The sequence below is a fragment of the Leisingera sp. ANG-M7 genome (assembly GCF_000813965.1).
Lineage (GTDB): Bacteria > Pseudomonadota > Alphaproteobacteria > Rhodobacterales > Rhodobacteraceae > Leisingera.
Map to the genome: position 1 here is coordinate 300,611 of NZ_JWLI01000007.1, position 13,429 is coordinate 314,039.

Annotated in this window: 15 protein-coding genes; 5 read left to right on the forward strand and 10 right to left on the reverse strand. The window is 63.4% G+C overall.

Annotated elements, in window-relative coordinates:
- Positions 1-71: 71 nt before the first annotated feature.
- On the forward strand, positions 72-1,469 hold the full coding sequence (locus tag RA26_RS11460) for a PepSY-associated TM helix domain-containing protein (protein ID WP_039183816.1): 1,398 nt from the start codon (positions 72-74) through the stop codon (positions 1,467-1,469).
- A gap of 104 nt (positions 1,470-1,573) precedes the next feature.
- On the opposite strand, the gene RA26_RS11465 is transcribed toward RA26_RS11460, so the two are convergent.
- The gene (locus RA26_RS11465) at positions 1,574-2,302 is read right to left on the reverse strand and encodes an SDR family NAD(P)-dependent oxidoreductase (protein ID WP_039183817.1); all 729 of its coding nucleotides are present in this window, start codon (positions 2,300-2,302) and stop codon (positions 1,574-1,576) included.
- Positions 2,303-2,436: 134 nt separating this feature from the next.
- Here RA26_RS11465 and argB point away from each other — a divergent pair, with 134 nt between their 5' ends.
- On the forward strand, positions 2,437-3,297 hold the full coding sequence (argB, locus tag RA26_RS11470; protein ID WP_039183819.1) for an acetylglutamate kinase: 861 nt from the start codon (positions 2,437-2,439) through the stop codon (positions 3,295-3,297).
- Positions 3,298-3,399: 102 nt separating this feature from the next.
- On the opposite strand, the gene RA26_RS11475 is transcribed toward argB, so the two are convergent.
- Complete coding sequence (locus tag RA26_RS11475; protein WP_039183822.1) at positions 3,400-3,732, reverse strand: GYD domain-containing protein; 333 nt, start codon at positions 3,730-3,732, stop codon at positions 3,400-3,402.
- 238 nt (positions 3,733-3,970) lie between these two features.
- Between RA26_RS11475 and RA26_RS11480 the strand changes: the two genes are divergently transcribed.
- The 3 genes from RA26_RS11480 to RA26_RS11490 all read left to right on the forward strand — a co-directional run bounded on the left by RA26_RS11480 (position 3,971) and on the right by RA26_RS11490 (position 5,720).
- Entirely contained in the window at positions 3,971-4,672 is a 702-nt protein-coding gene (locus RA26_RS11480; RefSeq protein WP_052272391.1) for a hypothetical protein, read from the forward strand.
- On the forward strand, positions 4,669-5,166 hold the full coding sequence (locus RA26_RS11485) for a SixA phosphatase family protein (protein ID WP_039183824.1): 498 nt from the start codon (positions 4,669-4,671) through the stop codon (positions 5,164-5,166). Before RA26_RS11480 ends, RA26_RS11485 begins: the two co-directional genes overlap by 4 nt.
- Positions 5,167-5,267: 101 nt before the next feature.
- On the forward strand, positions 5,268-5,720 hold the full coding sequence (locus tag RA26_RS11490; protein WP_039183826.1) for a DUF411 domain-containing protein: 453 nt from the start codon (positions 5,268-5,270) through the stop codon (positions 5,718-5,720).
- 67 nt (positions 5,721-5,787) lie between these two features.
- Here the strand turns inward: RA26_RS11490 and RA26_RS11495 are convergent, their stop codons facing one another.
- From RA26_RS11495 to crcB, 8 genes are all read right to left on the reverse strand, one after another.
- Entirely contained in the window at positions 5,788-6,579 is a 792-nt protein-coding gene (locus tag RA26_RS11495) for an amino acid ABC transporter ATP-binding protein (protein ID WP_039173494.1), read from the reverse strand.
- 12 nt (positions 6,580-6,591) lie between these two features.
- Positions 6,592-7,890 (reverse strand): amino acid ABC transporter permease, encoded by a 1,299-nt coding sequence (locus RA26_RS11500; RefSeq protein ID WP_039183828.1) that lies wholly within the window; start codon positions 7,888-7,890, stop codon positions 6,592-6,594.
- A gap of 3 nt (positions 7,891-7,893) precedes the next feature.
- Positions 7,894-9,126 carry an amino acid ABC transporter permease gene (locus RA26_RS11505; protein WP_039183829.1) on the reverse strand — a complete coding sequence of 411 codons (1,233 nt, stop codon included), beginning with the start codon at positions 9,124-9,126 and terminating at the stop codon, positions 7,894-7,896.
- Positions 9,127-9,253: 127 nt separating this feature from the next.
- Complete coding sequence (locus RA26_RS11510; RefSeq protein WP_039183987.1) at positions 9,254-10,270, reverse strand: amino acid ABC transporter substrate-binding protein; 1,017 nt, start codon at positions 10,268-10,270, stop codon at positions 9,254-9,256.
- Positions 10,271-10,501: 231 nt separating this feature from the next.
- The gene (locus tag RA26_RS11515) at positions 10,502-11,206 is read right to left on the reverse strand and encodes an ATP12 family chaperone protein (RefSeq protein WP_039183830.1); all 705 of its coding nucleotides are present in this window, start codon (positions 11,204-11,206) and stop codon (positions 10,502-10,504) included.
- A gap of 3 nt (positions 11,207-11,209) precedes the next feature.
- Positions 11,210-11,878, reverse strand: coding sequence for an HAD family hydrolase (locus tag RA26_RS11520; RefSeq protein WP_039183831.1), 669 nt, complete (start codon positions 11,876-11,878; stop codon positions 11,210-11,212).
- On the reverse strand, positions 11,875-12,921 hold the full coding sequence (locus tag RA26_RS11525; protein ID WP_039183832.1) for an RluA family pseudouridine synthase: 1,047 nt from the start codon (positions 12,919-12,921) through the stop codon (positions 11,875-11,877). The genes RA26_RS11520 and RA26_RS11525 overlap by 4 nt, the downstream gene beginning before the upstream one ends.
- The gene (crcB, locus tag RA26_RS11530) at positions 12,918-13,298 is read right to left on the reverse strand and encodes a fluoride efflux transporter CrcB (protein WP_039183988.1); all 381 of its coding nucleotides are present in this window, start codon (positions 13,296-13,298) and stop codon (positions 12,918-12,920) included. Before crcB ends, RA26_RS11525 begins: the two co-directional genes overlap by 4 nt.
- Between the last annotated feature and the right edge of the window lie 131 nt (positions 13,299-13,429).

The following is a 13,429-nucleotide window of genomic DNA, read 5'->3' on the forward strand; positions in this document are numbered from 1 at the left end:
TTTTCTGAACACAACTGACATTTCCGCCGGCGCCCCGCGCGTCCGGCCCTGTTCCGGTATGGAGAGACCCAATGGCAACCAGCCAACCGCATTCCGCGGGCCAATCGCGCCCGCTTTCTGAGAAATTCTACTTCGCCGTCTGGCGCTGGCATTTCTATGCCGGCCTGTTTGTGATCCCCTTTTTGATCATGCTGGCGGTGACCGGCCTGATGATGATGTTCATCACCCAAGTGGACGGCCGCGACGGCGAGAAGATCACCGTCATCCAGGGCGCCGCCGAGCTGAGCATCCCCGCGCAGGAGGCCGCTGTTCTGGCCGCCCAGCCCGGCACCATCGCCGAGTGGATCGGCCCCAAGGCCCTGGATCTGGCCGCCGTGTTCCGGGTGAAAACAGATGACGGCCAGCGCCTTGTCGCGCTGGATCAATACACCGGCGAAGTGATCCAGGTCTGGGACCGCCGCACTGGCTGGTACGATCTTGCCGACAACATCCATTCTACCCTGCTGATCGGCGACACCGGCGACCGGCTGATCGAAATCGCCGCCGGTTTGGGCATCGTGCTGGTGCTGACCGGCCTCTACCTGTGGTGGCCGCGCGGCAACGCCATCAGCGCCTTTGTCCCCAACCTCCGCGCCCGTGGCCGTACACTGTGGAAGAACCTGCACGCCGTGACCGGCTTTTGGATTTCAGCTCTGCTGGTCATCTTCCTGATCTCCGGTCTGTCGTGGACCGGCGTCTGGGGCGGCCAGATGATGCAGGCCTGGAGCACCTTTCCGGCAGCCAAGTGGGACAACGTGCCCCTGTCCGATGACATCCACGCCAGCATGAATCACGGGTCCACCAACGACGTGCCCTGGGCGCTGGAACAGACCTCGATGCCCGCCTCCGGCTCTGACGCGGGCATCACCGGCGTGGCGGAGGGCGCGCCCGTGGATGCCGCCAGCCTGATCGCGCTGGGACGTGAACTGGGGATGGAGGGCCGCTTCCGCCTCGCCTACCCCGGCGGCGAAACAGGCGTCTGGACCATAAACCGCGACAGCATGAGCGGCGACGGCGACAGCCCCTTCATCGACCGTACCGTGCATGTGGACCAGTACAGCGGCAGGATCCTGGCCGATGTGAAATACGCGGACTATTCCTGGGCCGGCAAGGCGATGGCCGTCAGCATCCCCTTCCATATGGGGCTGATGGGCACCTGGAGCTTCGTGCTGAACGTGGTGTTCTGCCTCGCGGTGATCTTTGTCTGCGTCTCCGGCCTGGTGATGTGGATGAAGCGCCGCCCCGCTGGTGCCGCCCGCCTGGCCGCACCGCCGGAACCGGCAGAGATGCCGTTCTGGAAAGGTGCCGCGCTGATCGCAGTGCTGGTCTCGCTGGCCTTTCCGCTCACCGGCCTCGCGCTCTTGGCTGCGCTTGCCTTTGACGTGCTGCTGCTCGGCAATCTGCCCATGCTAAAACGCGCGGTGAGCTGACAATGAGCTGAGGGCAGCGCCCGTCTCGGCGGGGGGGGAAGCGAAGCGCCCGCCCCGCCGAGACGGGCGCCGCCCGGCCTTTCGGCCGGGCGGAATGCCTGCCACTACACGTGCTGCGCGCCGTTCACCTCGATCTCGGCGCCAGAGATATAGGAGCTCCCTTCCGAGCACAGGAAATAGATCGCCGAGGCGACTTCCTCCGGCTGGCCCAGCCGCTGCATCGGCAGCTTCTCGACGATCTTCTCGGTACCGGGCGACAGGATCGAGGTTTCCACCTCGCCCGGCGCAATCGCATTGACCCGCACACCCATCGGACCGAAATCATGCGCCATTTCCCGCGTCAGCGCCGCCAGCGCAGCCTTGGAGGTGGCATAGGCCGCCCCAGCAAAGGGATGCACCCGGCTGCCCGCGATCGAGGTCACGTTGACCACCGATCCCTTGGCCGCCGCAAGCTCATCCTTCAGGCCGCGGGCCAGCACCACCGAGGCGAAGAAGTTCACGTGAAACACCTTGCCCCAGTCCATCAGGTCGGTGTTGAGCGTGCTGAGCCGCTCGCCTTCCGGCCCTTTGGGCGAAATGCCGGCGTTGTTGACCAGGGCATCCAGCTGCCCGTCCAGCAGCTCCTGGATCCGGCCCACCCCGTTGATCGTGTCCGACGGGTCCGACAGGTCTAGCTGCACATGGTTCTCCTGGCCGCCGCCCCAGGGGCATTCCTGCGGGAACGGTTGGCGCGAACAGGTGATGACCCGCCAGCCCTCGGCGTTAAACCGGCGCACGGTTGCATGGCCGATGCCGCGGCTGGCACCTGTCAGCAGTAGTGTCTTCTGGCGCATGGCGCCCTCCTGATGAGAGAATCTGGGCTGAGCCTAGCATCCGCGCCGCCATCTGCAACGGGGTGCGCCAAAGCCTCCCCTTGGCAGCAGCGCCGGAACCCCGTAACACATTCTAACCAAGGGATGATGCAGCAATGAAGAAACAAGACATGAACCGCGATTGGATTGCCACCGCCGAAACCCTCTCCAGCGCGCTGCCGTATTTCCAGCGCTTTGCGGGGGCGATTGTCGTCATCAAGCTGGGCGGCCACGCCATGGGCAGCGACGAGGCGATGGAGACCTTTGCCCGCGACATCGTGCTGATGCGCCAGGTGGGCGTGAACCCGGTGATCGTGCATGGCGGCGGGCCGATGATCAACGCGATGCTGGAAAAGCTGCAGATCCAGTCCGAATTCGTGAACGGCAAGCGGGTGACCGATGCCGCCACCATGGAAGTGGTGGAAATGGTGCTGTCCGGTGTCGTCAACAAGCGCATCGTGCAGGCGATCAACAGCCAGGGCGGCCGCGCCGTCGGCCTGTCGGGCAAGGACGCGAACCTGATCACGTGCGATCAGGCGGATCCGGACCTGGGCTTTGTCGGCGCACCGGCGGAAATGGACCCTAAGGTGCTGCACGGGCTGTTTGAGAAGAACATGATCCCGGTCATTGCCCCCATCGGGTCGGGCAGGAACGGTGAGACTTACAACATCAACGGCGACACTGCGGCCGGCGCCATCGCCAAGGCGCTGCAGGCCGACCGCCTGCTGCTGCTGACCGATGTTGCGGGCGTCAAGAACGCCGGCGGTGAAGTGGTGACCGAGCTGAAGGCCGCGGACGTCGAGGAGATGACCGCCAGCGGCGTCATTGCCGGCGGCATGATCCCCAAGACCGAAACCGCGCTGGATGCGGTTCGCGGCGGCGTGCGCGCCTGCATCATCGTCGACGGGCGGGTGCAGAACGCGGTTCTGCTGGAGCTCTACACTGACCACGGCGCAGGTTCGATGATCCGCGCCTGACAATCAGGTAAGCGGTACTCAAGAGGGGCGCCGCCCCTCTTGGCCCTCCCGGGCCAATTCACCCCGGGATATTTTCAGCCAGATGAACGGGGGATCCCGGGATCAGCTCCCCGGCGCCTTGTAGGTGCTGGCGATGGAGCCCGCCTTCTTCTGGATCTCGGTGAACTCATCCGAGGTGAAGGCGCGCACGGTCTTGAGATTGCTGACCGCGCCGCTGGCACCGGTTACCAAGAGGCCCGCCAGCAGGCCGCTGATGTCGTCAATCGTGACCTTGATCGCGAAATCCTGGTCCCCTGTGGTCAGATAGAATGCCTCCAGCTTGCCGCCCGCTGCCTCAACAAGGGCCCGCGCTGCGGACTCGCGGTCGCTTGGGTTTTCGATCATCGCCTTCATCGCAGAAGACGTGTAGTTCCCGGTCACGATAAATCTCGGCATTTGGTCACTCCCTGGGGTGGAAATTGCACGCCGCTGCTGGGCAGGATGCCGAACTTTGCGGCCTGCATGCCCCCGGGCGTAAGAGTACCACAAATCCTCTTTTCCGCATATGTGCCCGGCCGCTGCGGCGGTGGACGGCGGGAAGACGCCGGCAGGCGATTGCGGGACGTTTTTTGCCCTCCGGCCAGGCACCCCGCGCTGCTAGGCTCACCCCAAGCCAGCCGACAGGACACAGCAAATGACCCTGACAGACCAGCCTGCCCCCGCCCCCCGCGGCCTGCCGTCCTGCACCGGCATAGAAGCTGCCGCCGAAAACACCGGACTGGAGGTCCGCGCCGCGCTGCACCCGGCCCAACAGCCGGTTCAGGCGCTGACCGGCGGCACCCTGATCCTTTTGGGCACGGGCAGCAGTTTCTGGCCGCTTTTCAAGAGCAGCCCCGAATATCAGGACGGCCTTCCGGACCCGGTTGACAGCTGGTCCGAACGGGTGGTGGGCACGCTGGCAGCGGATCTGGGCGGCAACGCGTATTTTCCCTTTGGCGGACCGCCCTACACGCCTTTCATCAACTGGGCGCTGGCCTCGGGACGGTTCTTCACATCGCCGTCACAGATGCTGGTGCATGATAGCGCCGGTATGATGATATCCTTGCGGGGGGCTATTCATTTCGAACAGGAATTTGACATTCCCCCTGCACCTTTGGCACAGTCCCCCTGCGACAGCTGCCCCTCGCGTCCTTGCCTTGCCGCCTGCCCCGTCAGCGCATTGGCCGACGGAGGCCCCTACGATCTGGCGGCCTGCCACGCGTATCTCGACACCAGCGCAGGCGCCGGCTGCATGTCCGGCGGCTGCCTTGCCCGGCGGGCCTGCCCGCTGAGCCGCAGCGCCGGCCGCGACCCAGAACAAACCGCACATCACATGAGGCATTTTCACCCGCAATGACCTGCACCCTGATCCTGACCCGCCACGCCAAATCCGCCTGGGACACCAATGTCCCCAGCGACCATGCCCGCCCCCTGAACAAGCGCGGGCGCCGCTCAGCCCCGGCCATTGCCGCCTGGATGCGCGAATGCGGCTACCTGCCGGATCAGGTGATCTCCTCCTCGTCGCAGCGCACCCGCGAGACCTGCGAACTGATGGACCTGGGGGTTCCTGCCACGTTCACAGAGCGGCTGTATCACGCCAATTCCGACATGATCTTCAAGGTGCTGAGCGAGGCCGAGCAGAAGCGGGTCATGGTGATCGGCCACAACCCCGGCATTGCCGCCTTTGCCCATACCATCGTCTCCAGCCCGCCCGACCATGCCCGGTTCGACGACTATCCCACCGGCGCGACGCTGGTGGCTGAGTTCGATATCGGCAGCTGGCGCGAGCTGAGCTGGAGCAGCGGCAAGGTGATCGACTTTGCGGTACCGAGGGAGCTGCTGGGCGAATAACCCCTGCGGCACGCTGGCGCATCCCGCGCAGGAGGCCACTGGCAAAGCCGCGCGCGCCTGTTTAGATTGCCTGCCAGACATTTGCCGGACTGGAGACCGTCATGCACCGCCGTTCCCTGCTGCTGGCCGCAGCTGCCCTCCCCCTCGCTTCCCTGCCCGGTTTTGCCGCGGCAGCTGAGACCATCCGTATCATGAAGTCGCCCAGCTGCGGCTGCTGCACTGCCTGGGCCGATCATCTGGCCGCTGCCGGTTTCCAGACCGAGGTGCGCAATGTCGCAGACGAGGATCTGTGGGCGATGAAGGACCGGCTTGGCGTCAGCGGTGATCTGTCCTCCTGCCACACCGCGATGGCCGGGCCTTACGTGATCGAGGGCCATGTGCCTGCCGGAGACATCCAGCGGCTGCTGGCCGAACAGCCCAAGGCGCTGGGGCTAAGCGTACCGGGAATGCCGATCGGCTCACCGGGCATGGAGATGGGGGACGAGCGCGAGGCGTTTGACACCCTGCTGATCCTGGCGGACGGCACGACTGAGGTATTCGCCAGCCATTCCTGAACACAGGTTCCGAAACAAAAAAGGCCGGGCGCATTGCCCGGCCTTTCTGTTTGGTGGTGCAGCCGCCTCAGTGGCCCAGGATCTGGCTGAGGAACAGCTTGGTGCGGTCGCTCTTCGGGTTGTTGAAGAACTCTTCCGGCTCGTTCTGTTCGACGATCTGGCCGGCATCCATGAAGATCACCCGGTTCGCCACCTGACGGGCAAAGCCCATCTCGTGGGTCACGCACAGCATGGTCATACCTTCCTCGGCCAGTTCGATCATGGTGTCCAAGACTTCCTTGATCATCTCCGGGTCCAGCGCCGACGTGGGTTCATCGAACAGCATGATGCGCGGCATCATGCAGAGCGAGCGCGCGATCGCCACACGCTGCTGCTGGCCGCCGGACAGCATGCCCGGGTACTTGTGGGCCTGCTCGGGGATCTTCACCTTCTCCAGGAAGTGCATCGCCCGCTCTTCGGCTTCCTTCTTGGGGGTCTTGCGGACCCAGATCGGCGCCAGGGTGCAGTTTTCCAGAATGGTCAGATGCGGAAACAGGTTGAAGTGCTGGAACACCATCCCGACCTCGGACCGGATCTTGTCGATGTTCTTGAGGTCGTTGGACAGCTCGGTGCCATCCACCACGATCTTGCCCTGCTGGTGCTCTTCCAGCGCATTGAGGCAGCGGATCAGGGTGGATTTGCCGGAGCCCGAGGGACCCGCGATCACGATCCGCTCGCCCTGGTTGACGGTCAGATTGATGTCGCGCAGCACGTGGAAGGACCCGTACCACTTGTTCATATTGGTGATTTCAATGGCAACCTCGTCGCTCACCTGCATTTTGGAGCGGTCGATTGCGCGGTCGGACATAAGTTCAGACATATGTTGAACTCCTTAACGGTGGTCGGTGGCGAGACGGCGCTCGAGCCACTGTGAGTATTGTGAAATGCCGTAGCAGACGACGAAGAACAGAAGCGCAGCAAAGCCCAGAAGCTCCCAATAGACCCCGTTCCACTCAGTGGAGGCGAGGATCGGGCCGCGGATCATGCCCACCAGGTCGAACATCGAGATGACCGAAACCAGGGTGGTGTCCTTGAACAGGCCGACGGCCACGTTCACGATGCCCGGGATGGAGATCTTCAGCGCCTGCGGCAGGATGATCAGCCGCATCGCCTGGGGGTAATCCAGGCCAAGGCTGTCAGCCGCTTCGTACTGTCCCTTCGGCAGGGCCGCGAGACCGCCGCGGATCACTTCGGCGATATAGGCTGCCGAGAACATGGTGATCATGATCACCACGCGCAGGAACAGGTCGACGGTGCTTTCCGGTGGGAAGAAGTAGGCCAGCATCACCGATGCCACGAACAGCAGGGTGATCAGCGGCACGCCGCGCACGAACTCGATGAAGACGACGCACATCCACTTGATCAGCGGCATGTCTGACTGGCGGCCCAGCGCCAGCGCGATGCCCAAAGGCAGCGACAGCGACACACAGGTCACGCCCAGCATCAGGTTCAGCATGAAGCCGCCCAGGTCGCGCGAAGGCACGGCCTGCAGCATGGCGTTGTCGGACGCCCCGTCGGGGATCAGCATTCCGCCGATGATCCACACAGCAAAGGCTGCGGCAATCGCCCCGAAGAAGCCGACCGCAAAACTGCTCTTGCCGTAGGTCTGGAACACAAATGCGCCTGCAGCAAAGCCCACCAGTGCCACGATGGGCGCCAGGATGGTGCCGCCCCAGATCAGCCAGAAGGCCAGAAACGGGTAGATCGCGGTAAAGGCCAAGAGCTTGCGCGGCAGGTCAAAGAACAGAACCGGCGCAATGGCAAACAGCAGCAGCACCAAGGCAAGGTTCGGGCGCCAGTACTGGTCTGACGGGTATTTGAAACCATACAGAAGCTGGTTCCAGCGTTCGGTCAGCACCGAGAAGCAGGCGCCGGTCTTGCCCTGCAGAACCTCGCGGCATTCCGCCAGCGAGTTGGTGGTCCACACGCCGTTCAGCAGCCACGGCAGGGTCTTGCTGAGCAGAATGTAGATGACCAGCAGCGATGCAATGGTCAGGGCAGAGTTCACCGCATTGGAGAACAGGTTTTCCCGCAGCCATTTGACAGCGCCGGTTTCACCGGCTGGCGGCGGCGACGGCGGGATTTCGGTATCGCGGACAAAGGCGATGGAGTGTGCGTGCGTATCGCTCATGTCTCAGCGCTCCTTCAACTTAACAGATGCGTTGTAGACGTTCATCACCATCGAGATGGTCAGCGAAGCGGTCAGGTAGAACAGCATCAGAAGCAGAACACATTCAATGGCGCGGCCGGTCTGGTTCAGGGTGATCCCGCCCAGAGTTGCGGTGATATCCGCATAGCCCACGGCAATCGCCAGCGAGGAGTTCTTGGTGATGTTGAGGAAGTTGGAGATGAGCGGCGGGATGATCACCCGCAGCGCCTGCGGCAGAACCACAAGGTTCATCACCCGGCGCGGACGCAGCCCCAGGGCCGATGCGGCCTCGGTCTGGCCCTTGGACACAGCCTGGATACCCGCGCGGACGTTTTCCGCGATGAAGGCGCCGGTGTAGATCGACAGCGCAAACCACAGCGCGATCAGCGGGCCGCCGACCTTGATGCCGCCGCTGAAGTTGAAGCCCTTCAGCTCAGGATATTCCCAGGTCAGCCCCATGATCAGCATCAGCGCCAGAAACGGCACCAGCCACGCGGCGAGGATCAGTGCCGTGGTCTTGGGCCGTACGCCGGTGGATTCCTGCTTGGTGTTGGCCCAGACGTTGATCTGATGCGCCGCAATCCAGGAGCCTGCAAACCCGGCCAGCACCAGAAGCCAGTTCATTGCTGTGCTGGCAAAGATGCCGTTTTCGAACCAGGGCATCGGGATATAGATGCCGCGGTTGGTGAAGGCAAAAGAGTCAAACACCATGCTTGCCGTTGCGTTGTCGCCGCGGAATTCCCGCGGTCCCGGCAGCACGGCTGTCATGATGGTGAAGATGATGATGATCCAGATCAGTACCGGAATGTTGCGGAAGATCTCAACGTAGACCGCCATCAGCTTGGAGACGAGCCAGTTGTTGGACAGCCGCAGAACACCTGCGATCACGCCGAACACAGTCGCAGTGATACAGGCCAGGAAGGCCACCAGCAGCGTGTTCAGCAGCCCGACCAGAGCCGCCTTGGCGTGGCTCGACTGGCTGTCGTATTCAACCAGGCGCTGGTTGATGTCATAGCCGGACGGGTCGCCCAGGAATGTGTAGGAAATGTTGAGCCCGGCAGCGCGGAGGTTCTGGATCAGGTTGTTTCCAAGATACCAAATGCACAGGGCAAGGACGATAGCCGCGATCACCTGGAAGGTCAGTGAACGGTAGCGGGTATCGTTGATGAGCATAGACAGCCGAAAGCCTTCGTTCGGCGGGTCAGTCAACGTTGACATATATTGTGATCCCCTGACTCTGGCGTTCTGATCCTGGCGGGGTTGTCCCCGCTCCGCAGCTTGCCAGAGCTTTTTTCATGATAGGAAAAGGGCGCAGGAAAATCCTGCGCCCCTCCCGGTGGTGTGTTTAGCGGAACGGCGGAGCGTACAGCAGGCCGCCTTCGGTCCACTGAGCGTTCAGGCCGCGGGCCAGGCCAACCGGAGTGTCTTCGCCGATGTTCTTGGCAAAGATCTCGCCGTAGTTGCCCTGCGACGCGATTGCGTTCTTGGCCCAGTCAGCCGACAGGCCCAGCATTTCGCCCAGGGTGCCTTCGCTGCCCAGCAAGCGGTTGATTTCCGGGTTCTCGGTGCCAGCTGCCATTTCGCCCAGGTTGGCCGAGGTGATGCCCAGCTCTTCTGCCGCGATCAGCGCCATCAGGCTCCAGCGCACAACGTCGCCCCACTCGTGGTCGCCATGGCGGACCAGCGGGCCCAGCGGCTCCTTGGAGATGATTTCCGGCAGGATCACGTGGCCGGCCGGATCGTCGAAGGTGGCGCGGGTTGCGGCCAGGCCGGAAGCGTCAGTGGTGTAGACGTCACAGGCGCCTGCCAGGTACTGCTGCTGCGCTTCGGCGTTGGTTTCGATCGGAACCGGCTCGTAGCTGATGTTGTTGGAGCGGAAGAAGTCCGCCAGGTTCAGCTCGGTGGTGGTGCCGGTCTGGATGCAGACGGTTGCGCCGTCCAGTTCCTTGGCCGAGGACACGCCCAGCTCTTTCGGGACCATGAAGCCCTGGCCGTCATAGTAGTTGACGCCCACGAATTCGAATTTCAGGTCAACGTCGCGGCTGAAGGTCCAGGTGGTGTTGCGGGCCAGCATGTCGATTTCGCCAGACGCCAGCGCGGTAAAGCGGGTCTTGCCGGTGGTCGGCACGAATTCGACAGCGTTGGAGTCGCCCAGCACGGCTGCAGCCACAGCACGGCAGACGGCAACGTCAAAGCCTTCCCATTCACCGTTTGCATTCGGGGCCGCAAAGCCGACCAGGCCGGTGGTGACGCCGCAGTTCAGCTTGCCGCGGGCCTTCACATCGTCCAGCGTGCCAGCAGATGCTGCGCCAGCCGCAAGACCGGCAAAGGTCATTGCGCCCAAAATAACGGATTTTTTCATATTTACCTCTTCCTGATAGCCCGCCATTCGGCGGTTCTTATTTTCCGGCGATCCCCCGCCGGATATGAGACTGAAGAAGGGTTTGCCCCTAATTCGTGGCTGAGTTTGGGCGCATTCATCAGCAAACGTCAAGTGCGGTATCAGGAATTTCGATGTACGAATTCCGCACGAACGGGGTCCGCGCGGAATTTTATTTCAGGTCCGGCTGTGGATAAGTAATTTCTTATCCGGTCAGGAGAAATCGTAGAATCGCTTGGCGTGCAGGAATTCCTGCCGTTTCACCTCGGCTGCAGCCTGGGCTTCCTCGTCCTCGCCCCACTGCTCTTCCTGCCAGCGTTCATCCAGGCGCGACAGCTGCCAGATTTCATCGGCACTGCGCCAGCCGGAAGCAGCTGCAAACCCAAGGATCAAAGAGCCTGAAATGCCTACCAGGTCGTGAAATGCGGCCAGCTGGAAAGGCGTCATGGCGCGGGTTTTTTCTGCCAGAACCGCCAGGGCGGCGGCCTCCTGCGGCTGGTGCAGAACCCCGGTCCGGGGCTGCAGGCGCACCCCCAGTTCCGCTTCCGCCCAGTCCAGAACCGGGTCCCATTCGGCGGCCTGCCGGGACGCCAGCTCAACCGGAGAGTCCGCCCGGTAGCACAACAAATCGCTGTCGCCGTACTCAGACAGCATCGCCGCAACTTCGGTGTGCTGATGTGTCACCTTGTCGATTGCGGCATTTGCAGAGCGGGTGCAGGGCATGGTTTTCGGGTCAACTGATTCGGTTTGGGCGTCCCATTCCGCGGCAATCGCCTCTGCCATTTCCCGTGTTGGCACCGCCAGCGCCGCCTTGGCCGGGGTCTTGACCCGGCGGCCGTCCAGCTCCACTGCGAAACCTTCTACGGTTTCTGCCACGGTGACCTCTTTCCAGAACCGCTTTTGTGCCCAGCCGCTCATATCCTAGCCCTTCCAGATCTCTGCCAGCAGCGGGCGCAGCTCCGCGAAATCGCGGATCAGGTAGTCGGCGCCCAATGTCTCTGCCGGGTGATAGCCCCAGGGCACGGCGATGGTGGTGACTCCCGCTGCGCGCCCCATTTCAATGTCAAACCGCGTGTCGCCGATCATCACGGTGCTTGCCCGCTCCACACCGGTCTCCGCCATCGCCGTCAGCACCATCGACGGATGCGGTTTCGACGGGTGGTGATCCGCCACCTGGCGAGTTACGAAACAATTCAGCCCATGCGCCGCGATCAGCGCCTCCACGCCGCGCTGGGATTTGCCGGTGGCGACCCCCAGCAGGTATTCCGGCACCTCATTGAGCTCCGCCAGCATCTCCTGCGTGCCGGGATAAAGCGGCGAATGCGCCGCGCCGGCCGCCTCGCGCGCCAGCATGTAAGAGGACTTGTAGCCCTCCACCAGCGCGTCCAGTGTAGCGGCGTCCTGCTCCGGCGCCAGTTCCGCCATCGCCAAAGGCAGCGACAAGCCAACGATGGACAGGATCATCTCGCGCGGCGGTGTTTCCAGCCCAACCCCTTGAAAAGCCTCATCCATCGCGCCAGTGATCGCGCCCTGGCTGTCCACCAGGGTGCCGTCCACGTCAAACAGGATCAGCCGCAGGTCCGCGCTCACTTCAGATCCTCGAACGGGTCGTCCGCTGCCAGGTCCTCGGTCCAGCCGAAGGTTTCCCAGCTTTCCTTCATATGCTCCGGCAGCGGCGCCACCACCGAGACCTGCTTGTGCGTCACCGGGTGCTCAAACACCATCCGGCGCGCGTGCAGATGCAGCTTCTTGGAGATCACGCCGCCGATCGAGGCCCCCCATCCGTCGCCCAGGTTCTCCTGCCCGGAGCCGCCGTATTTACCGTCGCCCGCAATCGGATGGCCCATGCCGGACATATGCGCCCGCAGCTGGTGGGTGCGCCCGGTGATCGGCTCCATCGCCACCCATGCGGCGCGGCTGGCCACCCGGTAAAGCGTGGCATAAAGCGTATGCGCCCGCTTGGCGCCGGGCGTGTCGTCAATGTCGTGCGGATGCACGTTGATCATCTTCTCGCCCTCGCCGGATTTGCCATGCCCCGGCGCCTTCACCAGCCCGTTCTTGATCTCCCCCAGATAGGGCGTCGGCACGCCGGCCACCAAGGCCCAGTAAATTTTGCGGGTGTTCTTGTGGCGGAACGCAGCGGTCAGCCCATGCGCCGCCTTGCGGTTGCGCGCCAGCACCAGCACGCCGGAGGTGTCCTTGTCGATCCGGTGCACCAGCTTGGGCTTATCCTCCAGCCCGAACTTCAGCGCCTCTGCCAGACCGTCCACATGTTTGGTGGTGCCAGACCCGCCCTGCACCGCCAGCCCGGCGGGCTTGTTCAGCACGATCACGTCATCGTCGCGGTAAATGACGCAGTCGCGGATCATCTTGGCGTCGGCATCGGAAACCCGCATCTCGCGCGGGGCGGCAGGTTTCAGGTCGCTGTCCGCCAGCGGCGGCACCCGCACCACCTGCCCCGCCTCGACGCGGGTATTGGCCTTCACGCGGGTGCCGTCCAGCCGCAGCTCGCCCTTGCGGCACATCTTCTCGATGCGGCCCTGGTTCACATGCGGAAACAGCCGCCGCAGCCAGCGGTCAATGCGCTGGCCGCCATCGTCTTCGCTGACGGTAATCATCTGAACGCCGCTCATGCGAACACTCCTCTTGCGGCCATCAGGCCCAGAAACAATCCGCCGACCGACAGGCCCACGGACAAAGCTACATAGAGCGCCGCCTGCCCGAAGGCGCCGCGCTCGATCAGGTTGGCGGTCTCCAGCGAGAACGCCGAGAAGGTGGTGAACCCGCCCAGCAGCCCGGTCATCACCAGCGGGCTAAACCACGTCAGGTCCCGCAGCGCCGCCGCCACCACGAACATCCCCATCAGAAAAGAGCCGAGGATGTTCACCGTCAGGATCGCCACCGGGAAATCGTGATGCCCCAGCAGCCGGATGATGCCCAGCCCGGCCAGATAGCGGCACACCGCCCCGATTGCGCCGCCAAGGGCCACCATGGAAACCGAAGAAATCATCCCCGTCCTGTCGCCGGCGCAGGCAGGGATGTCAAGTTTTGCCCGTATTGCACGGCGCGCAGGGCTGCCAGCAAAAGGCTCCCGCCCTTTCATCTTTCCCCAAATACTCCCGCCGGAGGCAGCGGCTTTGC

Excerpts from the sequence above, each read along its gene's own strand:
- argB (WP_039183819.1), top strand. The coding sequence starts at position 2,437 with ATGAAGAAACAAGACATGAACCGCGATTGGATTGCCACCGCCGAAACC.
- RA26_RS11505 (WP_039183829.1), bottom strand. The coding sequence starts at position 9,126 with ATGTCAACGTTGACTGACCCGCCGAACGAAGGCTTTCGGCTGTCTATG.
- RA26_RS11515 (WP_039183830.1), bottom strand. The coding sequence starts at position 11,206 with ATGAGCGGCTGGGCACAAAAGCGGTTCTGGAAAGAGGTCACCGTGGCA.
- RA26_RS11475 (WP_039183822.1), bottom strand. The coding sequence starts at position 3,732 with ATGCCGAGATTTATCGTGACCGGGAACTACACGTCTTCTGCGATGAAG.
- RA26_RS11495 (WP_039173494.1), bottom strand. The coding sequence starts at position 6,579 with ATGTCTGAACTTATGTCCGACCGCGCAATCGACCGCTCCAAAATGCAG.
- crcB (WP_039183988.1), bottom strand. The coding sequence starts at position 13,298 with ATGATTTCTTCGGTTTCCATGGTGGCCCTTGGCGGCGCAATCGGGGCG.
- RA26_RS11490 (WP_039183826.1), top strand. The coding sequence starts at position 5,268 with ATGCACCGCCGTTCCCTGCTGCTGGCCGCAGCTGCCCTCCCCCTCGCT.
- RA26_RS11460 (WP_039183816.1), top strand. The coding sequence starts at position 72 with ATGGCAACCAGCCAACCGCATTCCGCGGGCCAATCGCGCCCGCTTTCT.
- RA26_RS11525 (WP_039183832.1), bottom strand. The coding sequence starts at position 12,921 with ATGAGCGGCGTTCAGATGATTACCGTCAGCGAAGACGATGGCGGCCAG.
- RA26_RS11510 (WP_039183987.1), bottom strand. The coding sequence starts at position 10,270 with ATGAAAAAATCCGTTATTTTGGGCGCAATGACCTTTGCCGGTCTTGCG.
- RA26_RS11500 (WP_039183828.1), bottom strand. The coding sequence starts at position 7,890 with ATGAGCGATACGCACGCACACTCCATCGCCTTTGTCCGCGATACCGAA.
- RA26_RS11485 (WP_039183824.1), top strand. The coding sequence starts at position 4,669 with ATGACCTGCACCCTGATCCTGACCCGCCACGCCAAATCCGCCTGGGAC.
- RA26_RS11480 (WP_052272391.1), top strand. The coding sequence starts at position 3,971 with ATGACCCTGACAGACCAGCCTGCCCCCGCCCCCCGCGGCCTGCCGTCC.
- RA26_RS11465 (WP_039183817.1), bottom strand. The coding sequence starts at position 2,302 with ATGCGCCAGAAGACACTACTGCTGACAGGTGCCAGCCGCGGCATCGGC.